Origin of the sequence: Algoriphagus aquatilis (assembly GCF_042657405.1) — a bacterium.
Classification (GTDB): Bacteria; Bacteroidota; Bacteroidia; order Cytophagales; family Cyclobacteriaceae; genus Algoriphagus; species Algoriphagus aquatilis.
This window is the reverse complement of sequence record NZ_JBHSKS010000021.1, coordinates 1-23,677: the sequence shown is the minus strand read 5'-3', so window position 1 is coordinate 23,677 and position 23,677 is coordinate 1. Positions and strand designations below refer to the sequence as shown.

Genomic DNA, 23,677 nt, shown 5'->3' with positions numbered 1-23,677 from the left:
AACTAATCAACAAAAATATGGCTTACGATAAATTTACAGTCCTACGCAGTACAGCAGTCCCTTTGCCTACTGAAAACGTGGACACCGACCAGATCATCCCAGCCCGATTCCTGAAGGCTACCGAGCGGGAAGGTTTTGGAGACAATCTCTTCCGTGACTGGAGATACGATGTGGAGGGCAATCCCAAAAAGGATTTTGTCCTCAACGATCCTACCTTTTCCGGCAAAATCTTGGTGGCTGGAAAGAACTTCGGTTCAGGATCCAGCCGAGAGCATGCCGTGTGGGCGATCTATGATTATGGATTTCGTTGCGTAGTATCCAGCTTTTTCGCAGATATCTTCAAAAATAACTGCCTCAACATTGGTGTCCTTCCGGTGACCGTATCTGCAGAATTTGCAGACAAACTTTTTGCAGCAATCCAAGCTGATCCATCTACTGAGGTAGAGGTCAATCTGCCTGAGCAAAAGATCAAACTCCTTTCTACAGGTGAATTTGAATCTTTTGACATCAACGAATATAAAAAAGACAACATGCAAAATGGCTTCGATGACATCGACTACTTGTTGAATATGTCATCGGAAATAGACGCTTTTGCGGCTTCTAGATAATTACTTCTCTCATGGAGGCAAACAGAAGAATAGAAATTATGGATACAACCCTGAGGGATGGAGAACAGACCTCAGGCGTTTCCTTTTTGCCTTCGGAAAAACTCCAGATTGCCAAATTACTTCTTGAAGAGCTCAAGGTTGACCGAATAGAGGTGGCTTCTGCACGCGTATCAGAAGGGGAATTGGAGGGTGTACAAAAGATTACCGCTTGGGCTGCGCAAAAGGGATACTTGGATCGCGTGGAGGTGTTGGGCTTTGTAGACACGCCAGTCTCAGTCAATTGGATTGTAGAGGCGGGTGCCAAAGTGCTCAATCTTCTGACCAAGGGATCTTTGAATCATTTGGTTCACCAGCTCAAAAAGACCCCCGAGCAGCATTTTGCAGATATTGCCAAAAGCATTGCCTATGCTCAGGAATTGGGCGTATCGGTCAATGTCTACTTGGAGGACTGGTCCAATGGCATGCGGAATTCTCAGGAGTACACGCTGAGTCTGATTGAGTTTTTGACTCAACAGCCTGTCAAGCGAATCATGCTTCCGGACACACTAGGATTACTTTCTCCCAAAGAAGTAAAAGCCTTCTTTCAGCAAATCGTAGCAAAGTTTCCTGGAACCCATTTTGATTTTCATGCTCACAACGACTATGACCTCTCCGTGGCCAATGTGCTGGAGGCCATCACCCACGGTGCAGCAGGATTTCATACCACGGTCAACGGCCTTGGTGAACGCGCAGGAAATGCACCTCTAGAATCAGTGGTAGCAGTAATCAAAGATTTTACTTCGCTTGAAATCGGAGTTCAGGAACAAAAGATTTTCCGTGTTTCCAAGCTCGTGGAGCAGTTTTCAGGGCAGCATATCCCTGCCAACAAGCCAGTGGTTGGGGAAAATGTCTTTACCCAAACTGCGGGGATTCACGCTGACGGAGACAATAAGAAAAACCTGTATTTCAACGATCTTCTCCCAGAGCGATTTGGCCGTCAGCGGAAGTATGCCTTGGGTAAAACTTCTGGAAAGGCCAATATTCTAAAGAATTTGGAGGAGCTTGGGATTTCCTTGGAAAAAGAAGAACTGGCTCGGGTAACCCAACGGATCATTGAACTGGGTGACAAAAAAGAGCGCGTGACTACTGAAGATCTTCCTTACATCATTTCTGATGTGCTTCAAAACAACTCGATCTCCAAACACATCAGCATCGAAGGTTACCACATGACTCATTCCAAAGGATTGAAGCCGTCGGTCCAACTTCGATTGAATGTGCACGGTAAATCTTACGATGCCACAGCCACAGGTGACGGTCAGTATGACTCGTTTATGAGGGCTGTGAAAAAAATCTATAAATCCCTGAAAAAGGAACTGCCCAAACTGATCGATTACCATGTTTCCATTCCTCCTGGAGGGAAAACCGATGCGTTTGTTGAGACGGTGATCACTTGGGATTATGGAAAAATCTTCAAAACCAAAGGGCTTGACCCTGACCAAACCGTGGCAGCGATGATGGCCACTGAGAAAATGCTCAACATCATCGAATCATTTACTACCAATTCAGAAAAAGAATCCACTTCCTATGGAAATGCATATCGCGTTATTGCCGGGTGACGGCATCGGTCCTGAGGTCATTGCTCAGGCTGTGAAAGTTGTTAATGCTGTTGGCCAAAAGTTTGGTCATACCATCACCTTCAAAGAAGGATTGGTGGGCGCCTGTGCCATCGATGCCACGGGTGATCCCTATCCGGATGCCACGCATGAGATCTGCGCAGGTTCTGATGCAGTTCTTTTTGGGGCGATCGGTGATCCTAAATATGACAATGATCCCAAGGCCAAAGTCCGTCCTGAGCAAGGGTTGCTCAGAATGAGACAAAAATTAGGTCTATTTGCCAACGTTCGGCCGACTTTTACTTTTCCTTCTTTGGTGCATAAGTCTCCTTTGAAATTGGATCGAGTAGATGGAGTGGATTTGGTGTTTTTCAGAGAATTGACCGGCGGAGTTTACTTTGGTGAGCCTAGAGGTCGAAATGAGCAGGGCACCAAAGCCTTTGACACCAATGTGTACAGCAAAGAGGAAATCGTTCGTTTGGCGAGAATGGGTTTTGAAGCTGCGCAAAAGAGAAGAAAGCTTCTGACCTGTGTAGATAAAGCCAACGTAATGGCGACATCTAGATTGTGGAGAGAAACTGTGCAGGAATTAGCTCCCGAGTATCCGGATGTCAAAGTAGAATATGAATTTGTGGATGCTGTGGCCATGCGACTGATCCAATGGCCAAAGGCTTATGATGTGTTGATTACAGAAAACCTGTTTGGTGATATCCTGACGGATGAAGCTTCAGTGATTTCCGGTTCCATGGGCTTAATGCCTTCCGCATCCTTGGGTTCCAAAGTGAAGCTCTTCGAACCCATCCACGGTTCCTATCCTCAGGCAGCAGGTAAAGACATTGCCAATCCGCTTGGAACGGTGCTTTCAGCAGCTATGATGTTTGATTATGCCTTTGGTCTGGCTGAGGAAGCCAAACTGATTAGCGATGTGGTGAACCTTTCATTGGCAGAAGGAGTGGTGACAGAAGACATTGCCGAAGGCGGCAAAGCTTACAAAACCTCGGAAGTAGGAGATTGGTTGGCTGCCAAGATTTTGGGATAATATTCCAAGTCATAAAACGAAGAAACCACCCCAGGAATAGGGTGGTTTTTTGTTTTTCTCACTTATTCCGAAATTTGAAAAATGGAGGTTTGATTGAAATTGTGATTAGCGGTTTTACTTTCTCTTTCATCTTCCAAGCCGACTTTTGATTGAAAATCTGATTTTAGAAATGCGCTCCCGACCATACACCTACCTCTTTTCTATTTCGTATTTCGGCGCCCGATTCAAGGGTTGGGCCAAGCAAAAAGGCCAACCTACGGTGGAGGGTAAATTGGAGCGGGTGTTCCGATACGTCCTTGGGCATGAGGATTTCCGGTTGATCGGATCGAGCAGGACTGATTCAGGAGTGAGTTGTCGGCAGGGATTTGTTCAGATTTTCCTTCGGGAAGAGGTGGATTTTGAACCGATCTTGGCAGCTTTGAACCTGAACTTGAATGGAGAAATCCGACTCAATTCAGTTCAGCCAATTTCCAGAGACTTCAATCTGATCAACTCGGTCAAAGAGAAAACCTACCGTTACTTTTTTTCAGATTCCGAAAATTTCCATCCATTTGCTTCCCCTTTTTTGACATCGGTTTCCAAATTCAACTCGCTGGAACGAATGCAGGAAAACGCAGCCTTATTTGTAGGAAAGCAAGATTTCAAAGCCTTTTGCAAGATATCGGCCCATAAGTTGGATTTTACCAGAGAAATTTTGGAAGCGAAAGTCTTTGAGACGGCCGCATTTTCCATGGAATTTTCTCCTGAAAAGACGTACTGTTTTGAAGTAACCGGACCGGGTTTCCTTTATCATCAAGTCCGAAAAATGGTCCATGCGATTTGGTATTTCTCTCCCGAGGAAATCAAGTCTCGGTTGGAGAAACCACATGGGGAATGGGAGGCAATTCCTACCGCCGCTTCCAACGGCTTGGTACTTTGGCAAACGGTATTGGATTTAGAGCTCTAAAGAATCAATTTAGAGATTTCAATTCCCCAAAATAACCCCCTGCATTTATGCTTTCATGGATCAGTAAAAGCTTTCCCATTGCTTTTGGTTTTTTCTTCCTTCTTGCATTCCAAACAGCTGCCCAGCAAAAATCGGCTAAAGGAAATCCAAATATTGTATTGATCTACCTCGATGACCTGGGCTATGGAGATGTCAGCGCCTACCAGGCCGGAACCCTTCAGACTCCCAAAATGGATGTATTGGCTAATGGAGGGATGAGGTTTACCAATGGCTACGCCTCCTCCGCTACCTGCACACCCAGTCGCTATGCACTTTTGACGGGAACCTATCCCTGGAGAAATCAAAATGCCAAAATCCTTCCCGGCACTGCACCCTTAATCATCGATACGGCACAGATGACCTTGCCAAAAATGCTAAAGAATCAGGGATACGAAACAGCCGTGATCGGAAAGTGGCACTTGGGCTTGGGGACAGGTATAGTGGATTGGAACCGGGAAATCTCCCCAAATCCCAACCATGTGGGATTTGATCATTCCCATATCCTGGCAGCCACTCAGGATCGGGTACCAACAGTCTACATCGAAAATGGAAGAGTGGTGAATCTGGATCCAAATGACCCGATTCAGGTGGATTACGATAATAACTTCGAGGGTGAACCTACCGGTTTGGAAAATCCAGAGTTGCTCACGATGAAATGGCACCATGGACACAATAACAGTATTGTCAATGGAATTCCCCGAATCGGATTCATGAAAGGAGGCAAAAGTGCCCTTTGGAGCGATGTGGACATGGCCGATCATTTTCTCGAAAAAGGAAAAGCTTATATCGAAGAAAAATCCAAGTCAGGCAAGCCGTTTTTCCTGTTTTTCCCGATGCAGCAGCCACATGTACCACGTACGCCGCACCCGAGATTTGAAGGGAAATCAGGCATGGGTCCTAGGGGAGATGCATTGCTCGAAGCGGATTGGGTAATTGGGGAATTATACAACACCCTAGAAAAAGAAGGTCTTTTGGAAAATACACTCATCGTCCTTTCCAGCGACAATGGTCCTGTTTTGAATGATGGTTATTATGACGATGCGGTGGAAAAATTAGGAAATCATACCCCTGCCGGACCACTTCGAGGTGGGAAGTATTCCCTGTTTGAGGCGGGTACCAAAGTGCCTTTTGTGACGTATTGGAAAGGAAAAATCCAGCCTGGCGTTTCGGATGCCCTGGTCACTCAGATGGATCTGTTAAATTCTTTGGCGGCGTTGGTAGGAAGTTCTGAAACTGGACCGGATAGCGAGAATCTATTAGACACCTTTTTGGGAAAAAGTCAAAAGGGAAGAGAATCTTTCATTTTAGAGGCTACCAGTCGAACGGCCTTGCGATCTGGAGACTGGGCAATGATTCCGCCTTACAATGGGCCGGCAGTCCAAAATCAAGTCAATATTGAATTGGGTAATTCTTCGGATTATCAGTTGTACAATCTAAAAGATGATCCGGGGCAAAAAAATAACTTGGCTCAATCCAATCCTGAAAAGCTGAAAGAAATGAAGAAAAAGTATCAGGAGATTCGGGGAGATAACAGTAAAATCGAGCAAGTAGAGCTGAAGTAAAAATACAAAAGCCCGGGAGTTGAATTTCTCGGGCTTTTTTGGCAGCTGTAACTAGGTGTGGAGTTATTGAATAAATGATTGATTTTTTCAATTATTCTTGAAGTTCAAATTGAGGCAATTCCCCCTACTTTTCTTTGCTCCAAACATTCAAAAATAGCTACAGTAAAAATATAGCTTTCGGAAAAGCAGGTTAACCACACTAGTAAACCTTCGAGGTTTTCAAAACCTCAAAGGTTGAGAAAGACATCAAAGGTTCAATTCCATCACCACATCATCCATCACGTAGCCGTTTCCGATGTCGATGACTTCTTTGTAAATCTCCTGAAAACCCATTCTCAGGTAAAAATCTATGGCCCTTTGGTTGTACTTGTTGACGTTGAGCAGAAGACTTTTTTGTCCATTTTTTCTTGCCCGGTCGGCTACTTCGAGGATTAAGGCCTTTCCGGCTCCTTTTCCCTGAGCTTCGGGCAAGAGGTAGATTTTATGCAGCTTGGCTTTTTGTCCTTCTGCATAATTCAGCTCAAAACCCGCAAATCCGAGCTCTTTTTTATCTTCTTCAGCCAGCAAAAAGGTCTGCCCCTTTTCCAGTTGAGATTCCAGCATTTTGAGATCATACATCCAGTTGAGCATGTAGTCGATCTGCTCTGGGCTTAGAATATTGGCAAACGTGGATGGCCAAGTTCGATGAGCGATGGATTGAACTTTGTTAAGTTCTTCTTTAGCGAGCTGTCTGATTTTAAGCATTTATGAATTTTTGAATTACGACAGACAAAATGACCAATTTTTAATGTCCAATTTTCAATCACCAATTCTCAATTTTCAAGGTAATTCATTGTTAATTGTTCATTGAGTTTGATCATTGAAAATTGAATAACTCCCTGCTTCCTAACCTCCCAACTCTCAAAACTCCACCAACTCCTTCAACTTCCCCTTAAACCGCTCCGTCGGCAAAAACTGTTTTTCCAAACTCGGAGCAAAAGGTACAGGAGTATCCAAACTACCTTCTCGCATGATCGGAGCGTCGAGGTCTTTGAAGCAATGCTCGGAAATCCATGCACAGATCTCCGCGCCGATGCCTCCCATCAAGGTGTCTTCGTGGAGGAAAATCACCTTTCCGGTCTTTTTCACCGTCGCAGCTACCGCTTCCTGATCCCAAGGCAGGAGGGTTCTCAAGTCCAAAATGTCTGCTGAAATCCCGAGTTCCTCGACTGCTTTAATCGCCCAATGTACGCCCATGCCATAGGTGATGATGGAGACTTGGGTGCCCACTTGGGCCAAAGCAGCTTTTCCCACTTCCACGGTGTAGTAGCTCTCCGGCACAGGTCCGGAAATGGAGCGATAGAGCAATTTGTGTTCGAAATAGAGGTAAGGGTTGGGGTCCTCCAAAGCCGCATTGAGCAGGCCTTTCGCATCATGAGGATTGGAAGGATAGACGATTTTTAGGCCCGGAGTATGGAAAAACCAGGCTTCGTTGGACTGGGAGTGAAAAGGGCCTGCGGCCGTACCGGCACCGGTTGGCATGCGGATGACGACATCGGCTTGCTGTCCCCAGCGGTAATGAATTTTAGCGAGGTTGTTCACGATTTGGTTGAAACCCACGCTCACAAAGTCTGCAAACTGCATCTCGACCATGGCTTTGTAGCCTTTGATCGAGAGGCCAAGGCCTGCGCCGATGATGGCGCTTTCGCAAAGTGGGGTATTGCGCACTCGATCGCCTCCGAATTGGGCTTTGAAGCCATCGGTAATTTTGAAAACTCCTCCATATTCTCCGATGTCCTGACCCATGAGGATCAGGTTAGGATATTTTTCCATGGATTGACGGAGCCCATCGCTGATGGCATCGATGAAGCGCTTTTCGGTACTTGGGCCCTCCGGAGCGATGACTATTTGGGTAAATGGTGCATAGACATCTGCCAGTTCTTCCTCCAAGTTTGGCGTGATGGCTTCCTCGGCAAAGGCGATCTCCAAGGCATCGTTGATCGCTTTTTTGACCTTTGTATTCAATTTCTCTTTGGTCGCCGCATCGAGAACCCCAATGGATTCCAAATAGGCTTCGTAATTGTCGACCGGATCGAGTTGGGCCCATTCTTCCATCAGGTGCTTGGGAACGTACTTGGTGCCGGAGGCTTCCTCGTGGCCGCGCATGCGGAAGGTGATGGCTTCGACCAATACAGGTCTTGGATTTTCGCGGATATCTTCCGCTAGTCTTAGAATGGTGTCATAGACATCCAGGACGTTATTTCCCTGCACCCGAACTGCTTCCATTCCATAGCCGGGTCCTTTTTCGGTGAAGTATTTGAAAGCAAACTGCTCCTCGCTAGGGGTGGAAAGTCCATACCCATTGTGCTCGACGATAAAAATCACCGGCAATTTCCAAACCGACGCCACATTCAATCCTTCGTGAAAATCTCCTTCCGAACTTGCCCCATCACCGGAAAAGACCAGCGTCACTTTCTTTTCCTCAGCAAGCCGATGTGCCAAACCGATCCCATCTGCGATGGCTAGCTGAGGACCGAGGTGGGAGATCATTCCCACGATGTGGTGCTCGATGCTTCCAAAGTGAAAAGAGCGATCGCGTCCTTTGGTGAAGCCTGATTTTTTCCCCTGAAACTGTGCAAACAACCGCTCCAAGGGCATGTCCCGACCCGTGAAAATCCCTAAGTTTCGGTGCATCGGCAGGATAAATTCGTCAGCTGCCAAGGCATTGACCGCGCCAATCGAGATGGCTTCCTGTCCCCATCCACTAAACCACTTGCTGATTCGGCCCTGACGGAGGAGGATGAGCATTTTCTCCTCGATCCGACGGGGCATAATCAAGGATTCGTAGAGTTTGAGGAGGGTTTGGTCGGAGTAATTTTTTCTGTCAAAAGTCAGTATTTGGGCATTTGGGGCAGTGAATTCCATACGATTCGATTTGGGAATCTAAGGTACAGGAAGCACCGAAATCGGCAAAGGGTTTTTGGGATTGTAGATTTTTAGGTTAGAGGTTCCCGCAGAAGAACGCAGAAAAAGACGCAGATGTACGCTGATTTAAATTTTGGGACTTCGGTAGTTTAAATCCGACGTCCGAAATCTAAAAATCCGAAATCGAAACTCCCTTGCATAGTGCCCCGACTTTCGTCGAGGCAAAAAGTAAATGCAAGGAGTTAAAAAGTATTTGCTGTACGATTCAAAATTAGACAAAGCTTTTCCCCGAGTACGACATCCTGCGTTAAGCTTGTTTTATCAAAGTGTTAAGCGGGGAAGTGGTAAAGTTGCAAAGTGTAAAAGTTGTAAGGTTAGGTGATTCCACATTACAACTTTTAAACCTTACAACCTTTTCAACCCTTTTTTAATTACCTTTGCCCTCCCAAATCGAAGCGAATTCTGTGAAAGCGAGAACATTAAAGAAAGACAAAGTCAATATCATCACCATGGGTTGCTCCAAAAACCTGGTGGATTCCGAAGTCCTCCTGACTCAACTCAGAGGTAACGGCATCAACGCCAGCCACGAGTCCAACTCCGATGACAACAACATCATTATCATCAACACTTGCGGATTCATCGACAATGCCAAGCAGGAGTCGATCGATACCATCCTCCAGTATGTAGATGCCAAGGAGCAGGGTTTGGTGGACAAGGTGTACGTGACCGGCTGTCTTTCTCAACGCTACAAGGACGATTTGGAAAAGGAAATCCCTCAGGTGGATGCATTTTTTGGCACGCGTGATTTGCCTGCGATTTTGAAAAAATTTAAGGCAGACTACAAGCACGAGTTGGTGGGTGAGCGTCTGTTGACTCACTCGGCCCACTACGCCTACATGAAGATTTCAGAAGGTTGCGACAGGCCATGTTCCTTCTGTGCCATTCCGCTCATGCGCGGAGGACACATCTCCAGACCTATTGAGGAATTGGTCAAAGAAGCCCAGCATAAGGCAGCCAACGGAACCAAGGAATTATTGCTGATTGCGCAGGATTCTACCTATTACGGTTTGGATTTATATAAAAAGAGAAACCTCGCCGAACTCCTTCGCAACCTCTCCGACGTGGAGGGAATCGACTGGATTCGACTTCACTATGCCTACCCGACGGGTTTCCCGATGGATGTGATCGAGGTGATGAAAGAGCGTCCGAATATCTGCAAGTACTTGGATATTCCTTTGCAGCACGGTTCGACTGATGTACTGAAGGCCATGCGCCGAGGCACCACCCGTGAGAAGCAGGAAGAACTCATCCATAGCATCCGCGAGATGATTCCGGAGATTGCGATCCGAACTACCCTGATCGCCGGACATCCGGGTGAGGGAGAAAAGGAATTTCAGGAGATGGTGGACTTTGTGGAGCGGATGAAATTTGAGCGATTGGGTGTGTTTACCTACTCACATGAGGAAAATACCCATGCGTTCTCCATGGAGGACAAACTTTCTCAGGAAGAAAAGCAGGACCGCGCCAATCACCTGATGGAAGTACAGGAGCAAATCAGCTACGACCTCAATCAGGAGAAAATCGGCAAAACTTTCAAAGTTCTGATCGATAAAAAAGAAGGAGGCTACTTCGTCGGCCGAACCGAATTTGACTCTGTCGAAGTGGACAATGAAGTGCTGATCGATGCCTCCAAGTTTTACTGCCGAGTGGGGGATTTTGTTCAGGCCAAGGTCTTTGACGCGACGGAGTTTGATCTGTATGCGACGGTGGAGGAATAAACAAAAAGAAAAGGGAGAATTGGGAGCTGAATTCTCCCTTTTTTCGTTTTAGGAGTATACAGCAAAATTGCTAACTTTCATCATGCTGACAATCAATCCTAAATACATCACAGACCATGCAGGGAATAAGATTTCCGTGGTGATTTCTTTAAAAGAGTTTGAAGCAATGGTTGAAAAGATCGAAGAATTGGAGGATATCAAACTTTATGACCAAGTCAAGAATTCCGATGAATCCTCCCTTCCCATTGACGAGGCTTTTGAAATGATCGAAACTCTCCGAAAAGAAAAATAATGGCTTACCAAATAGCCATTAAGAAGTCTGCGATTAAATCTCTTTCCAAGATTCCAGAACCTTATTTTTCAAGCTTAAAAGAGGCCATTTATAATTTGGCTGAAAATCCAAGACCTATAGGATATAAAAAGTTGAAAGGCAGAGACGCATATCGAATTCGAGTATCGGATTACCGAATTATTTATGAAATAGAGGATAGCATCCTAACCATTGAGGTTATTGCTATTGGACATCGAAGGGATATTTATGAATGATCTTCCTGTTTTTTTAAAAATCTTAATTGGATTAGTTCTTTTCGGCTGGGGTTATTATCGGTATAGACAGGTCATAAAGCCCGATAAAGTAGGATTTCACAAATTCAATTTCTTATACAAATTCCAGAGAAATGCATTCATCTACGCATTGATGACATGTGGTCTGATTATGGTAATGAGAGAGTTGGTTATTTTGATTTGGTTTTAGACTTGACTTAGTCATGCATCTGTAGAAGCAAGCCAACCTTAGTACTTACTTTTTGCCCTTTCCCCCCGATCCCCTAATTTAGCCGATCTAAAATCCCCCGAATGAAGCTGATCGAAGTCACCACTCCTGCCCATCAGAAAGAGTTTATCGAGATGGCGGTAAAGCTGTACCGAACCGAGAAAAACTGGATTCGCCCGCTAGACAATGACATTGAGGGACTGTTTCACCCCGAGACCAACAAGCTTTTCCGAAATGGGGCAAAGGCCAAACGCTGGTTGCTTCAGGACGATAAAGGAGAATCCATCGGTAGAATCGCAGCTTTCGTCAATCCCAAGATGAAGGAAAAGCAACCTACGGGAGGTGTGGGTTTCTTCGAATGCATCGATAGTCAGGAAGCGGCTTTTCTCCTTTTCGATACCGCAAAAGCCTGGCTTCAGAGCGAAGGCATGGAGGCAATGGATGGTCCGATCAATTTTGGTGAACGCGACAAATGGTGGGGATTATTGGTGGATGGGTTTTCCGAACCGAATTACAACATGCCTTGGAACTTCCCCTACTACCAGAAGTTCTTCGAGGACTACGGCTTCCAACTCTATTTCAAGCAATACACTTACATGAGGCCGGTTCAGGATCTCGGCTTTGACGAGAAAATGATCCAGCGTGCTAACGCTATCATGGCCAATCCGGATTACACCTTCCGATACATTCAAGGAAAAGAACTTCAGGAAAAAGCACCGGAATACTTCATGACGGTCTACAACAAAGCTTGGGCACGCCACATGGGTAAGTCCATTGCTTTGAAGGAAGCCCAACTGATGTTTGGCAAAATGAAGCCGATCATCGATCCGAGGTTGATCTATTTTGCCTTCTTCAAAGGTGAACCGGTAGGCTTTTTCATCCAAATCCCGGAGATCAATCAGATCTTCAAGCATGTGAATGGGAAAATGGACTTGATCGGGAAGCTAAAATTCCTGTGGTACAAGACCTTTTTTCCACCCAAAAAAATGCTCGGTTTAGTCTTTGGCGTGGTACCGGAGCATCAAGCCAAGGGTGTAGAGAGTGCCATGATCATCAGCTATGACAAGATGAGCGGCAAGTCATCCTTCCCCTATAAAACTATCGAAATGAACTGGATCGGCGACTTCAATCCCAAAATGATGCGGGTATGCGAGCAGCTGTTGGCGACGATTTATAAGACACACCATACGTATCGCTACCTGTTTGATCGGGAAAAGCCATTCGAGAGACATCCGATTTTCGATTGACGAATTACGAAGTACGAGATTCTTCTGAACCTCCATCTTAAGAATGCAAGATTGAGTTTTCCTATTTAGAATGTCGATTATCGAACTCCGAATAATGAATTGAGACCAACTTTACAACCTTTTAACATTACAACTTTCCAACGTTTTAAAAATGAAAAAATACGACGTAACAGGCATCGGAAATGCCCTGGTAGATATTGAGTTTAAAGTAAAAGACCAGTTTTTTCTTGACAATCAGGTCGAAAAAGGCCTAATGACTCTGGTGGATGAAGACCGCCAAAATCACCTGATGAAGGTGATCAATCACGCAGAGGCCAAAAAGCAGGCCGGTGGATCTGCTGCAAACTCGGTGGTGGCAGTCAGTCAGTTTGGGGGTAAATCTTACTATTGCTTCCGAGTAGCCAATGATGAGTTGGGGCACTTTTACTTGAACGATCTTCAGGAATCAGGAGTGGATTCGGCACTCAAAGTATCAAATCTTCAGGAAGGGATTACAGGTAAATGTCTGGTGATGGTGACGGATGATTCTGAGCGAACCATGAATACTTTCCTGGGGATTACTCAGAATTTTTCTGTAAATGACCTTAACGAATCCGCGATCAAGGATTCCAAGTACCTCTTTATTGAAGGTTACCTGATTACTTCCGAAAATGGCAAAACTGCCATTAAGCATGCCAAGAAAGTCGCTGAGGAAAATGGGGTAAAAGTGGCTTTGACCTTTTCCGATCCGGCGATGGTGAAGTATTTCCGGGAGCCTTTTGACGAAGTAATCGGAGCGAGCGTAGATCTGCTATTTGCCAATGAAGAAGAGGCCATGCTTTTTACAGGTAAGGACAATTTATTGGAGGCACGGGAAGAAATGAAAAAAGTAGCCAAGCATTTTGTGATTACGCAAGGCAAAAATGGGGCGATGATTTTTGACGGGGATACCTTTATAGATATTGAACCCTATCCGACTACAGCTATAGACAGTAATGGTGCGGGCGACATGTTTGCCGGAGCATTTCTGTATGGAATTACTAATGGACACAGCTATGCTTCAAGCGGAAAATTGGCCTCCATGGCTAGTTCAAGGATAGTAAGTCAGTTTGGTCCAAGATTAAAATGGCATGAGGCCAAAGAAATCCTCGCTAGATTGAATCCTTAATTCTAAGAGGCTGCTTTTACAGGCAGCCTCTTCGTTTGTCCGCTGATTCCTGCAATGATGGAATTGAACCTGTGATTTTCCGAAAAACAGGATAATTTTCCGTCTATCATTTCATTTTGATTTCCTACTTCTAAACAAAAAGTGAATTAATTCAGTAATATTCCAACTATAAACCTTATCCAATCTTTTTATCATGAAAAAAACTACCCTCTTGGGCTTTTTGGTCGGCGTTCTCGCGCTACCCTCTTGGGCCCAAAATAAGATCGAATTCAAGGAATTTACCTTGGAAAACGGTTTGCACGTCATCATGCACCAAGACAATACGACTCCGATTGTAGTCACTTCGGTATTGTATCATGTGGGTTCAAAAAATGAGAACCCTGAAAGAACAGGCTTTGCACACTTTTTTGAGCACTTGATGTTCGAAGGCTCTGAAAATATCGAGCGAGGACAATACATGAATATTATTCAAGGCAGAGGGGGAACGCTCAATGCTTATACTTCTAACGATATCACTTACTACTATGAATTGTTGCCTTCCAACGAGTTGGAACTGGCGCTTTACATGGAAAGCGAGCGCATGCTGCATTCCAAAGTGGATATCACTGGAGTAGAGACTCAGCGTGAAGTGGTGAAGGAAGAAAGACGTCAGCGCTACGAAAACCAGCCTTATGGCACCATCCTCCCGGAAACATTAAAAAGAGCCTATCAAGTACACCCTTACCAGTGGGCACCGATCGGTTCGATGGATCACCTCAACGCAGCGACCATTGAGGAGTTCCAGCAGTTTTACAAGGACTTCTATGTGCCAAATAATGCGACGTTGACCATTGCCGGTGATATCGATTATGCAACTACCGAATCTTTGGTGAGGAAGTATTTCTCAGAAATTCCAAAAGGAGTCAATCCCATTTATCGTCCGAATGTTGTTGAGCCAAAGAAAACAGCAGAAATCCGTGATGTCATTTATGACAACATTCAGATCCCTGCGGTGATTCAGGCCTATAACCTGCCTCCAAGAAATCATCCGGACAGCTATGCGCTTTCCATGCTTTCTACTTACCTGACAGGAGGTAATTCTTCTTTGATGACCAAAGAGTTGGTAGACAAGCAGCAAAAAGCCCTCGTTGTGGCTGCAATTCCATTGGAGCTTGAAGACGGAGGAGTCTTTCTAATGTATGGCATTACCAATATGGGTGTGGAGCCAAAGGATTTGGAATCAGAAGTGGATCGCTTGATCAAGCAGGTTCAGGATCAGGGTATCAGTGATGAGGAATTTGCCAAGCTCAAAAATATTATGGAAAACAACATCGTGAGTGGAAACTCTACGGTGGAGGGTATTGCAGAAAATCTGGCTGAGGCGAAAGTGATTTATGGCAACACCAACTACATCAACCAAGTGATGGATGCGTATGCAAAAGTGACCAAAGCGGATATTCAGCGTGTCGCCAAAGAATACATGAATCTAAACGGACGGGTAGTGCTTTATTATTTGCCTAAATCCGCTCAGCCAGCTACTGAATAATTGTTTGACCTATCAAAAAAAACTGACATGAAAAAAATAGCAATAGTAGTTGTATTGATGCTTTTGGTAGCTGTGAGCGGCTTTGCTCAGGTAGACCGAAGCAAATTGCCTGCTGCAGGACCAGCACCGGAAATCAAAATAAATGAAGCTGAAACATTCACTTTACCCAATGGGCTGAAGGTCTTTGTGGTGAAAAACACCAAGCTACCTAGAGTGTCGTTCACCTTGGTATTGGAGCGTGATCCGATTTTGGAAGGTGACAAAGCGGGATTGTCCGGATTTGTAGGAGAAATGATGATGGGAGGGACAAAGAATCGTACCAAAGATCAATTGGATCAGGAAGTGGATTTTATCGGAGCTAGCTTGAGTGCTTCATCGACCTCCATTTTTGCTTCTTCGCTCAAAAAGCATCAGGGCAAAGTGCTCGAGTTAATGGCAGATGTGCTTTTCAATCCGGTTTTCCCACAGGAAGAATTGGACAAGTTGAAAAAGCAGTCATTGACCAACTTGGCGCAGAGTAAGGATAACCCGAATGCCATTTCTTCCCGACTTTCCAGAGCTGTGCTTTATGGTAAAAACCATCCGTATGGAGAGTCTCAGACTGAGCAGACGACCAACAACATTACCGTGGCTGATGTACAGGCTTACTACAAAACCTATTTCAAGCCAAACATCGCCTACTTAGCGATTGTAGGGGATATGGACAAAGCTGAAGCTCAAAAAGTGGTTACTCAATATTTTGGGGCTTGGCAAAAAGAAGAAGTGCCTAAGTTCACTTACCCAATGCCTGTCAGAGCCGCCAAGCAGGCTGTGGCTTTGGTAGACAGAAGCTCTTCCGTACAATCCGTAATAAATGTAACTCAGCCGGTTCAGATGAAAATCGGGGATCCGGATTACATCTCAAGTCGTCTTTTGAACCAAATCCTAGGTGGAGGTTCTGCTTCCAGATTGTTCATGAATCTTCGTGAAGACAAAGGTTACACCTATGGCGCTTATTCTTCCATCGGTGCGGATAAGCTAGTAGCTACGATTTCTGCCAATGCTTCTGTAAGAACGGAAGTGACCGATTCGGCAGTGTATGAGTTTATTTATGAGATCAAAAATCTGGTAGAAAATGGAGTGACTGAGGAGGAATTGGCAAAAGCAAAGGCAGAACTCTCCGGAAGTTTCGGGAGATCTCTTGAGCAGCCTGCTACTGTCGCAAACTTTGCGTTGAATATCGATCGCTATAAGCTGCCCAAGGATTATTACGCCACTTACCTTCAGAAGCTCAATGCGCTAACTGTAGCAGACATCAATGCCACAGCAAAGCGTCTGATCGATCCGGATAAATTTATTATTACCACTGTGGGTAACGGTGCTGAGATCAAAGAAAAGCTAGCCAAGTTTGGTGAGGTAATCGAATACAATAACATGGGCGAACCTGCCAAGCAGCTTGTAGCTGATGCAACGATGACTGCCGAGAAAGTCCTGGATAACTACCTTACAGCTATCGGCGGAGCTCAAAAAGTGGCGGCCATCAAAACGGCTAAAATTTCCATGGATGCCAATATCATGGGCAATGCCCTGACCATCGCTTTTGTGTATGATTCTGAAAATGGAAGATATGCTCAGAAGCTTTCCATAGCTGGAAATGTGATGCAGAAAACCAGCTTGGTAGACGGTAAAGGTTCGATGTCTATGCAGGGGCAAAATGTACCACTAACCGACGCACAATTGGCAGAAGCTAAGTTGAACTCCTATCTTTTCCCTGAGGCCGTGTACAAAGAAAAAGGATACACGGTGACATTTGATGGATTAAAAGATGTCGATGGTACACCTGCATATAAAGTGATAATCTCGGATGGAAGCGGTGCAAAATTGACAAATTACTATGCTCAAGATTCTGGTTTGAAGATCAAATATGAAAATCCCGCTTCAGGTGATACTTATTACTCAAACTACCAAGCTAAAGAAGGAGTCTTAATCCCAATGGCCTGGACATTGAAGTCCCCAATGATTCCTGTACCTCTTGAAGCAAAAGTGACCACGTTGGAACTTAACAGCCCCGTGACTGATGCAGATGTAAATTGATTTTAAACTCTGGCTGCTTCTTATTCGGAGGCAGCCTTTTTACTTTCTACTTAATTTATTCAATCATGAAAAAACTACTTTTACCCCTAGCTCTACTACTTGTTTTTACAGGAGTTTCCAATGCAAGAGTTTTTGAGGAAATACCTGCCAAGAAACCTGATTTTGCCTCACTCAATGATCCAGCAACAGTCATTTCTAACTACATTAAAGCTGTGGGAGGCTTGGAAAAGGTTCAGGGAATCAAAAATGCGAGTTTGACAGGCGAGGCAAATTTTCAAGGGCAGATCATTGAAATCAAAACAGTGGCTGATGCGGAAAATGCCCGATTGATGCAATCAACTTCTTTAGGAGGAAATGTGGTCCAGAAAACATTGTTCAGCGGAGGAAAAGGCCAGATGATGGCGATGGGTCAAGTTCAGGAGCTACCCGATGAAATGGCTTCCATGCTGAAGGTTCAGACCTATGTTTTTCCTGAAGTACATTATGAGGCTTTGGGATTCAAGCTTGCTTTCATTGGAACAGAAGATATGGACGGTGAGCAGGTTCACAAATTGGAAATCACAGCTCCAAATGGGATGGTCACCAATGAATTCTATTCGGTCAATTCAGGATTAAAATTGAAGACCAGCAGCGCTGCCACCGGTGATATCATGTACTCCGACTATCAGGAAGTGGATGGAGTAAAATTTCCGATGATGCTGACCATCAAAAATCCAATGCTGCCTGTTGCGCTTGAGACCAAGATGAAATCAGTGAGTTTCAATCAGCAGCTTTCAGATGCTGATTTCCAATAATTTTAGATTCTTAGTGATGAGTAAAAGCCTTCCAACTTGGAAGGCTTTATTATTTCATCCATCTCTCAAGAGCTGGTGTAAGGTGGTCCAATTCCAATTTCATTTCAGGGAAAAACGTGCGGCTTACCAAAGGAATAAGTACTCGAACAGTTCTTCCCAATCGGTCCAGATTCAGGTGAAGTCCAATGTTATCTTCAACCCAGTCGAGAATTTTATCATTCCTCATGACCAAGTTATGGGCGGTTGCACCTGGATGAATTTGAGTAATTACACCATCGTCAGTTTTTCTGATTCCCCAATGGTGAAGAAATCGGTCAGTCCCAATACGTTCAACAAGCTCCAAACCGATTTCATGTAGTAAGGACTTAAGCAGAGGGAATAGGTCTTGGTAACCAAAAACATGATTGGATAAGAAGTTCAGAGGTTCGGCTTTTTCAGGGAATTTTTCCACGATCAGTTGTTCAAAATCTTCCCATTGATAACCTATAAACGGTTTGCCGAAGCTTATCCAAGCTTGCTTCATAACCTCTGAAAGCGAGCTCCCATGTCGAATTAGCATTAAGTCAAGGCACATCGCCAAAAGGGCGCCTCTGCTGTAGATGTTGACCTTTCTGTCTGGAATACCCGAAATATACCCATCAATCCAAAGGTCAAAAGAAGACGCTGCGATGGTGTAATTTTTCCATCCAAAGTGACTGGCCTCCCGGGCTATGATTTTTTCCAGATGTCTAAGGTAGGCAGGTAGATCATAGACCCCTGATTTCAGCAAATAGAGATCCCCCATGTAGGTGGTGACTCCTTCTAAAATCAGACCCGCTTGGGTATAAGTTTCTTTTGAAAAATCATAGGGCAATAATTCTTTTGGTCGGATGCGGCAGACGTTCCAGGCATGGTACAGCTCGTGGCAACTGACCCCCAAAAGCTCCTCCATTTGATGGGGATCTGTCAATGATTCGGCGGGGCCAAATGTGATGACGGTACCTCGACGGTGTTCTACCCCATGGTAATGAGGGTAAGACAAAAGTTGGAAAATAAAATGATATTCTTCTTCAGGAAATTCCCCGAAGTCCACTATCAGTCTCTTTGAGAAAGCTTCAAATCGGTTGAGGAAAAGCTCCTTTTCAAAATGAACCTCTCCGTGAATCCAAATGTGAAATAGTGTAGATTCAACCTGATACGTCCAGTGCGTGATACTCTTAGCAGCCAAAATGGTTGAATCAGCCAGCATTTGATAGCTATGGGCTTTCCACCTTGAAGTCCCACAAGGAATTAACGTGCTTAGCTGTTCGGGGTATTCTGGCAGGTTTAAGTAAACTTCGATTTCCTGTTCACGTTGTCCCAACACTTCAAAGCAGCAATTCACCAAGTTAGCATAAACCTGCTGATCGTCTGTCCATGCACTTCCGGCATCCATTTTTCCAGCCCAATATTCATAGGAAATAAGGATAATTTGATCAGGAGATTGAGCTAAGGTCCAACGATCTTTCGTGGTTTTTTTGAAAGGGACATGATTTCCTTTATCATCCATTACCGAAAATTTCCGGATATTCTGGGCGTAATTAGCAAGCTGATACCTACCTGCTCTCCAGGCCGGCAACTGGAGGATAACTTCTCCTTTTGAGGAATTTTCGAAGGTAAGTTCGATCTCCAAAAACTGACTTGCAGGATTCGAACACGAGATTTTAAATTGGATCATGGCTTTTTGCTTGATGCTCACAACAAATGTAGATCTCTGATTTGTATTTAAAGAAATGGTGCATATCTTTGCAGTCCTTTTTGGGACCAAACTCAATCAGGACAGTCAAGGGAGCAAATAGATAAAGATATTCGATCATGAAAAGAACATTCCAGCCTTCTCGCAGAAAAAGAAAAAACAAGCATGGTTTCAGAGAAAGAATGGCTACTGCTAATGGTAGAAGAGTTTTGAGAGCCAGAAGAGCAAAAGGTAGACATAAGTTAACTGTGTCTGACGAAAAGACATTGAAGAAGTAATTCTTTGGATGGCATTTCGTATGTTCACATACGAATAAAGTCCTTGCGATGAATTTCAAACTTCCAAAATCTGAACGGCTTCATGCCGAAAAGCTTATCAAGGAACTTTTTAACGAAGGTTCCTCTTTTTTTTTGTACCCTTTCAAAGTGGTTTTTTTAGTAAAACAGGAGCTTGAAGATCTGCCAAACCAAGTATTGTTTTCAGTTTCAAAAAAGAAGATCAAAAAAGCTTCTGGAAGGAATTTTATCAAAAGAAGATTGAAAGAAACTTACAGATTGAATAAGCAGCTTCTTTCTAAAAAAGGAATTTTATTGGGCTTTATATTTGTTGGAAACCCAGAAATGAGTTTTTCCGAAATTGAGCCCAAAATGAAGTTGGCACTGGATAGACTTCAAAAGGAATTATCCCAAAATCACTCCAATGATGATTCAAAAATTTAAAAAGCCGGTCATTTTTATCCCGGTCACGCTAGCTCTCTTTTTGGGAGTTTTTGCATTTCAGTTCAAGAACGACAAGCTTTTTGCGATAGCGAAAAACATTGACATTTTCGCAACCCTCATTCGGGAGTTGGACTCGTATTATGTAGACGAAATTAATCCCGATGAATTGGTGACTGTCGGGATCAATGCCATGTTGGAAGAGCTTGATCCGTATACTGAATTTATTCCTGAAGAGGAATCGGATGATTTCCGAATGCTTACCACAGGAGAATATGCAGGAGTCGGGGCCTTGATTGGAAACCGAGGAGGCGGAAATATGATCCTGATGCCATACACAGGTTTCCCCGCCCAAAATGCAGGATTGAAAATTGCAGATTTCATTCTGAAGATAGATTCCCTGGATGTTTCAAAAAAATCCACATCTGAAGTTTCTGAATTGCTCAAAGGTCCTGCCAATACTTCCGTAAAGGTGACTGTAAAAAGGAACTTGGATACGCTTCAATTTTCATTGGTTAGGAAGAAGATAAGTCTCAAGAATGTGCCTTTTTACGGAAAACTGGATGATAAAACAGGATACATCAAGCTGGCTGATTTTACTACTAACGCCTCATCTGAAGTCAGGAATGCCTTGGTGGCCTTAAAGGCACAAGGAGCTGACCGGTTGATTTTGGATTTAAGGGACAATCCGGGAGGATTGCTCAATGAAGCGGTGGAGATTGTCAATCTTTTTATTCCAAAAGGAAGAGAAGTAGTAAAGACGATTGGTAAGCTTCAAAATGTAAATTATACCTACAAAACCACGAAGACTCCTATAGATAAGGAAATTCCATTGGTGGTATTGATTAATGAGCGAAGTGCTTCCGCTGCCGAAATTGTAGCGGGTGCACTTCAGGATTATGATCGTGCTGTTTTGGTTGGCAGGAAGTCCTTTGGAAAAGGCCTAGTCCAAACGACCATCCCACTTACTTACAATGCTCAGGCAAAAATAACCACTGCCAAATACTATATCCCAAGTGGGCGTTGTATCCAAGCCATCGATTATGCGCAGTCCAGAGAAAACGGGTCAGTCACTACCGTGCCCGATTCACTTAGAAAGGCATTCAAGACAGCCAATGGAAGGACCGTTTTGGATGGTGCAGGAATCGAGCCTGATGAAAAAGTTGCAGAGGTTTCTTATGCGCCGATTTCTTATACCCTCGTGACGGGAAATCATGTCTTTGATTTTGCTACTGACTTTTTCTACAGAAATAAAACCATTAGTAATCCTAAGTCTTTTGAAGTTTCTGATCAAGAATATGAAGCTTTTAAAAAGTTTTTGATAGGAAAGGATTATGACTACACGACCTATACCGAGAAGTCTGTTCAGGATTTGGAAAAGTATGTTTCAAAAGAGCCTTACTATGAAGAAATCAAATCACAGCTTGAGGCTATCAAATCAAAGGTGAATCATAGCAAAGAAAATGATTTGGACACCCACAAAAAGGAGGTGAGGAAGATCCTAAGAGAAGAGATTATTTCGAGGTATTACTTTCAAGAAGGAATGATTGAGGCAGGGTTATATGATGATCCTGCGGTGGAGCTTGCAAAAAGCTATTTGAACAATCCTGTCAAAATCAGCAAAACATTGACCGCTTCAGTGAAATAAGTATGCCTGTTATTCTTTCTATAGAGACATCTACCTCCATTTGTTCTGTTGCGGTGCATCAGGATGGAGCGTTGATTTCGTTGAAAGAGTTAAATGAATCTGGTGCTCATTCCGAAAAGTTGATGGGCATGATTGATTCTGTGCTTTTGGAGGCGGACTTGGAATATGCTCAGCTTGACGCCCTTGCTGTTTCAGAAGGTCCGGGATCTTACACGGGTTTACGGATTGGAGTTTCTACAGCCAAAGGTTTAGCGTATGCTTTGGAAAAGCCTCTCATTGGAATCAATACGTTGCAAGCAATTGCATCTTCGAGAGATTACCAGAAAGATGAGATAGGAATAGCGGTCTTAGACGCACGCCGAATGGAGGTTTACAGCCAGGCTTTTGGTCAAAATCTCACCGAGCTCAGTCCGATAGAATCGGTTATTTTGGATGATGATGCCTATTCATCTTACCTAAGGTCATATAAGGTATATTTTAGTGGAGATGCTGTAGAGAAGGTGAAGAGTGTGATCAATCATGAGAATGCCGTTTTCTTAGAAAATGCTGGACTGTCGGCTAACCATTTGGGTAAATTGGCATTTCAGAAATTCGTGTTAGGCGACTTTGAAGATATCGCCTATTTCGCGCCGAATTATTTGAAAGAATTCAAAGCACTTCAATCCAAAAAGAACCCTTTATTGAACTTATGAGCGAAATTGTAAATCGAGTGGCCTCCAGTCCTATTCTGTCAATAAACATGGAGGAGTTTTATCCTCAAGAGGAGAGGATGATTTTTGATTTGAAGGGATTTCTTTTTCAAGAGTTGATTTTACGAGAGAAAGATTTTCGACAAGCTCTAAAAGAATTGAATTGGTCTCTTTATTCTGATAAATGGGTAGCAGTAACTTGTACCGCAGATGCTATTGTTCCGACTTGGGCATATATGCTAGTTTGTACTTATTTGGAGGGAGTTTCTAGGGGATATGTTGTTGGGGACCTAATTATGCTGGAGCAACACATTGCAGAAATTACATTAAGCGCCATCAATCCTAGTGATTTTAAAGATCGACCAGTTGTGATCAAGGGCTGTTCTAAATTTCCGATTCCACTTTTTGCTTATGGTCGTTTGGTTTCATTGCTTCAACGTGAAGCCAGAAGCTTAATGTTTGGAGAACCCTGCAGTACTGTTCCTCTTTTTAAAAAAGGAAAGTCCTGATTTTTAAACAGTAAAAACGGAATCAGAAAAAGTTTGATTTTTTTGTTTGAGAAAGGCTTGCGTAATCCATTTGCCTCTTCTATGTTTGCACTCCCATTCAGGAATAAGGCCTGAAGGAAATTGAAAAAGAGTTAAAAGCGAAGAAAAAAAGGAGAAAATTTTCTCTCGGATTTTTGGAAAGAAAAAACAAAATCCGATCTTTGCACTCGCTTTCGGAATAACGGTTCCGACAATCTTTCGAATGAGAAAGACAAGTTCTTTGAAGTGATGTAAGGCGAAAAAGAAATAACCTGAGGAGAGGAGTTTATGATTTATACTTTAGATCATAGATGACTTAAAATAGAAACTTTACAATGGAGAGTTTGATCCTGGCTC

Annotated in this window: 21 protein-coding genes; 18 read left to right on the top strand and 3 right to left on the bottom strand. The window is 43.9% G+C overall.

Annotation, left to right across the window (positions count from 1 at the left end; translation table 11 throughout):
* The first annotated feature begins 17 nt into the window (after positions 1 to 17).
* The 5 genes from leuD (at position 18) to ACFPIK_RS17290 (ending at position 5,786) form a co-directional block, all read left to right on the top strand.
* Complete coding sequence (leuD, locus tag ACFPIK_RS17310) at positions 18 to 608, top strand: 3-isopropylmalate dehydratase small subunit (protein ID WP_377917575.1); 591 nt, start codon at positions 18 to 20, stop codon at positions 606 to 608.
* A gap of 11 nt (positions 609 to 619) precedes the next feature.
* Positions 620 to 2,203 (top strand): alpha-isopropylmalate synthase regulatory domain-containing protein, encoded by a 1,584-nt coding sequence (locus ACFPIK_RS17305; RefSeq protein ID WP_377917573.1) that lies wholly within the window; start codon positions 620 to 622, stop codon positions 2,201 to 2,203.
* On the top strand, positions 2,172 to 3,239 hold the full coding sequence (gene leuB, locus ACFPIK_RS17300; RefSeq protein ID WP_377917571.1) for a 3-isopropylmalate dehydrogenase: 1,068 nt from the start codon (positions 2,172 to 2,174) through the stop codon (positions 3,237 to 3,239). Before ACFPIK_RS17305 ends, leuB begins: the two co-directional genes overlap by 32 nt.
* A 169-nt stretch (positions 3,240 to 3,408) precedes the next feature.
* Entirely contained in the window at positions 3,409 to 4,185 is a 777-nt protein-coding gene (locus ACFPIK_RS17295; RefSeq protein WP_377917569.1) for a tRNA pseudouridine synthase A, read from the top strand.
* A gap of 47 nt (positions 4,186 to 4,232) precedes the next feature.
* Positions 4,233 to 5,786, top strand: coding sequence for a sulfatase family protein (locus ACFPIK_RS17290; protein ID WP_377917567.1), 1,554 nt, complete (start codon positions 4,233 to 4,235; stop codon positions 5,784 to 5,786).
* 246 nt (positions 5,787 to 6,032) lie between these two features.
* On the opposite strand, the gene ACFPIK_RS17285 is transcribed toward ACFPIK_RS17290, so the two are convergent.
* Together ACFPIK_RS17285 and ACFPIK_RS17280 are read right to left on the bottom strand one after the other, a co-directional pair.
* On the bottom strand, positions 6,033 to 6,530 hold the full coding sequence (locus ACFPIK_RS17285) for a GNAT family N-acetyltransferase (RefSeq protein WP_377917565.1): 498 nt from the start codon (positions 6,528 to 6,530) through the stop codon (positions 6,033 to 6,035).
* A gap of 156 nt (positions 6,531 to 6,686) precedes the next feature.
* Positions 6,687 to 8,690 carry an alpha-ketoacid dehydrogenase subunit alpha/beta gene (locus tag ACFPIK_RS17280; protein WP_377917563.1) on the bottom strand — a complete coding sequence of 668 codons (2,004 nt, stop codon included), beginning with the start codon at positions 8,688 to 8,690 and terminating at the stop codon, positions 6,687 to 6,689.
* Positions 8,691 to 9,154: 464 nt separating this feature from the next.
* Between ACFPIK_RS17280 and rimO the strand changes: the two genes are divergently transcribed.
* The 8 genes from rimO (at position 9,155) to ACFPIK_RS17240 (ending at position 18,026) form a co-directional block, all read left to right on the top strand.
* Positions 9,155 to 10,468: a 30S ribosomal protein S12 methylthiotransferase RimO gene (gene rimO, locus ACFPIK_RS17275; protein WP_287936429.1), complete on the top strand. Its 1,314-nt coding sequence runs from the start codon at positions 9,155 to 9,157 to the stop codon at positions 10,466 to 10,468.
* An 82-nt stretch (positions 10,469 to 10,550) separates the two neighbouring features.
* Complete coding sequence (locus tag ACFPIK_RS17270; protein ID WP_377917561.1) at positions 10,551 to 10,760, top strand: hypothetical protein; 210 nt, start codon at positions 10,551 to 10,553, stop codon at positions 10,758 to 10,760.
* Positions 10,760 to 11,014, top strand: a complete 255-nt coding sequence (locus ACFPIK_RS17265; RefSeq protein WP_377917559.1) for a type II toxin-antitoxin system RelE family toxin — start codon at positions 10,760 to 10,762, stop codon at positions 11,012 to 11,014. Before ACFPIK_RS17270 ends, ACFPIK_RS17265 begins: the two co-directional genes overlap by 1 nt.
* A 309-nt stretch (positions 11,015 to 11,323) precedes the next feature.
* A complete protein-coding gene (locus tag ACFPIK_RS17260) occupies positions 11,324 to 12,487 on the top strand; it encodes a hypothetical protein (protein ID WP_377917557.1) in 1,164 nt (387 codons plus the stop codon).
* A gap of 151 nt (positions 12,488 to 12,638) precedes the next feature.
* Positions 12,639 to 13,634 (top strand): adenosine kinase, encoded by a 996-nt coding sequence (locus tag ACFPIK_RS17255; RefSeq protein WP_377917555.1) that lies wholly within the window; start codon positions 12,639 to 12,641, stop codon positions 13,632 to 13,634.
* Between the two features lie 193 nt (positions 13,635 to 13,827).
* On the top strand, positions 13,828 to 15,159 hold the full coding sequence (locus tag ACFPIK_RS17250; RefSeq protein WP_377917553.1) for a M16 family metallopeptidase: 1,332 nt from the start codon (positions 13,828 to 13,830) through the stop codon (positions 15,157 to 15,159).
* A 27-nt stretch (positions 15,160 to 15,186) separates the two neighbouring features.
* Positions 15,187 to 17,232, top strand: coding sequence for a M16 family metallopeptidase (locus ACFPIK_RS17245; protein ID WP_377917551.1), 2,046 nt, complete (start codon positions 15,187 to 15,189; stop codon positions 17,230 to 17,232).
* Between the two features lie 65 nt (positions 17,233 to 17,297).
* Positions 17,298 to 18,026 (top strand): LolA-like protein, encoded by a 729-nt coding sequence (locus ACFPIK_RS17240; protein WP_377917549.1) that lies wholly within the window; start codon positions 17,298 to 17,300, stop codon positions 18,024 to 18,026.
* A 49-nt stretch (positions 18,027 to 18,075) separates the two neighbouring features.
* On the opposite strand, the gene ACFPIK_RS17235 is transcribed toward ACFPIK_RS17240, so the two are convergent.
* Positions 18,076 to 19,722, bottom strand: a complete 1,647-nt coding sequence (locus ACFPIK_RS17235) for a M61 family metallopeptidase (protein ID WP_377917547.1) — start codon at positions 19,720 to 19,722, stop codon at positions 18,076 to 18,078.
* 137 nt (positions 19,723 to 19,859) lie between these two features.
* Between ACFPIK_RS17235 and rpmH the strand changes: the two genes are divergently transcribed.
* Genes rpmH through ACFPIK_RS17210 form a run of 5 tightly spaced genes read left to right on the top strand, consistent with a single transcriptional unit; the run spans position 19,860 to position 23,302 of the window.
* The gene (gene rpmH / locus ACFPIK_RS17230) at positions 19,860 to 20,018 is read left to right on the top strand and encodes a 50S ribosomal protein L34 (RefSeq protein ID WP_082792274.1); all 159 of its coding nucleotides are present in this window, start codon (positions 19,860 to 19,862) and stop codon (positions 20,016 to 20,018) included.
* 48 nt (positions 20,019 to 20,066) lie between these two features.
* Positions 20,067 to 20,459 (top strand): ribonuclease P protein component, encoded by a 393-nt coding sequence (rnpA, locus tag ACFPIK_RS17225; protein ID WP_377917545.1) that lies wholly within the window; start codon positions 20,067 to 20,069, stop codon positions 20,457 to 20,459.
* Entirely contained in the window at positions 20,443 to 22,104 is a 1,662-nt protein-coding gene (locus ACFPIK_RS17220; RefSeq protein WP_377917612.1) for a S41 family peptidase, read from the top strand. The genes rnpA and ACFPIK_RS17220 overlap by 17 nt, the downstream gene beginning before the upstream one ends.
* Before the next feature lie 2 nt (positions 22,105 to 22,106).
* Positions 22,107 to 22,796, top strand: coding sequence for a tRNA (adenosine(37)-N6)-threonylcarbamoyltransferase complex dimerization subunit type 1 TsaB (gene tsaB / locus ACFPIK_RS17215; protein ID WP_377917543.1), 690 nt, complete (start codon positions 22,107 to 22,109; stop codon positions 22,794 to 22,796).
* Positions 22,793 to 23,302, top strand: a complete 510-nt coding sequence (locus ACFPIK_RS17210; protein ID WP_377917541.1) for a DUF2480 family protein — start codon at positions 22,793 to 22,795, stop codon at positions 23,300 to 23,302. Before tsaB ends, ACFPIK_RS17210 begins: the two co-directional genes overlap by 4 nt.
* Positions 23,303 to 23,677: the final 375 nt, after the last annotated feature.

Excerpts from the sequence above, each read along its gene's own strand:
- ACFPIK_RS17210 (WP_377917541.1), top strand. The coding sequence starts at position 22,793 with ATGAGCGAAATTGTAAATCGAGTGGCCTCCAGTCCTATTCTGTCAATA.
- rnpA (WP_377917545.1), top strand. The coding sequence starts at position 20,067 with ATGAATTTCAAACTTCCAAAATCTGAACGGCTTCATGCCGAAAAGCTT.
- ACFPIK_RS17255 (WP_377917555.1), top strand. The coding sequence starts at position 12,639 with ATGAAAAAATACGACGTAACAGGCATCGGAAATGCCCTGGTAGATATT.
- rpmH (WP_082792274.1), top strand. The coding sequence starts at position 19,860 with ATGAAAAGAACATTCCAGCCTTCTCGCAGAAAAAGAAAAAACAAGCAT.
- leuB (WP_377917571.1), top strand. The coding sequence starts at position 2,172 with ATGGAAATGCATATCGCGTTATTGCCGGGTGACGGCATCGGTCCTGAG.
- ACFPIK_RS17280 (WP_377917563.1), bottom strand. The coding sequence starts at position 8,690 with ATGGAATTCACTGCCCCAAATGCCCAAATACTGACTTTTGACAGAAAA.
- leuD (WP_377917575.1), top strand. The coding sequence starts at position 18 with ATGGCTTACGATAAATTTACAGTCCTACGCAGTACAGCAGTCCCTTTG.
- ACFPIK_RS17260 (WP_377917557.1), top strand. The coding sequence starts at position 11,324 with ATGAAGCTGATCGAAGTCACCACTCCTGCCCATCAGAAAGAGTTTATC.
- tsaB (WP_377917543.1), top strand. The coding sequence starts at position 22,107 with ATGCCTGTTATTCTTTCTATAGAGACATCTACCTCCATTTGTTCTGTT.
- ACFPIK_RS17235 (WP_377917547.1), bottom strand. The coding sequence starts at position 19,722 with ATGATCCAATTTAAAATCTCGTGTTCGAATCCTGCAAGTCAGTTTTTG.
- ACFPIK_RS17220 (WP_377917612.1), top strand. The coding sequence starts at position 20,443 with ATGATTCAAAAATTTAAAAAGCCGGTCATTTTTATCCCGGTCACGCTA.
- ACFPIK_RS17290 (WP_377917567.1), top strand. The coding sequence starts at position 4,233 with ATGCTTTCATGGATCAGTAAAAGCTTTCCCATTGCTTTTGGTTTTTTC.
- ACFPIK_RS17270 (WP_377917561.1), top strand. The coding sequence starts at position 10,551 with ATGCTGACAATCAATCCTAAATACATCACAGACCATGCAGGGAATAAG.
- ACFPIK_RS17240 (WP_377917549.1), top strand. The coding sequence starts at position 17,298 with ATGAAAAAACTACTTTTACCCCTAGCTCTACTACTTGTTTTTACAGGA.
- ACFPIK_RS17265 (WP_377917559.1), top strand. The coding sequence starts at position 10,760 with ATGGCTTACCAAATAGCCATTAAGAAGTCTGCGATTAAATCTCTTTCC.
- ACFPIK_RS17250 (WP_377917553.1), top strand. The coding sequence starts at position 13,828 with ATGAAAAAAACTACCCTCTTGGGCTTTTTGGTCGGCGTTCTCGCGCTA.
- ACFPIK_RS17245 (WP_377917551.1), top strand. The coding sequence starts at position 15,187 with ATGAAAAAAATAGCAATAGTAGTTGTATTGATGCTTTTGGTAGCTGTG.
- ACFPIK_RS17305 (WP_377917573.1), top strand. The coding sequence starts at position 620 with ATGGAGGCAAACAGAAGAATAGAAATTATGGATACAACCCTGAGGGAT.
- ACFPIK_RS17285 (WP_377917565.1), bottom strand. The coding sequence starts at position 6,530 with ATGCTTAAAATCAGACAGCTCGCTAAAGAAGAACTTAACAAAGTTCAA.
- ACFPIK_RS17295 (WP_377917569.1), top strand. The coding sequence starts at position 3,409 with ATGCGCTCCCGACCATACACCTACCTCTTTTCTATTTCGTATTTCGGC.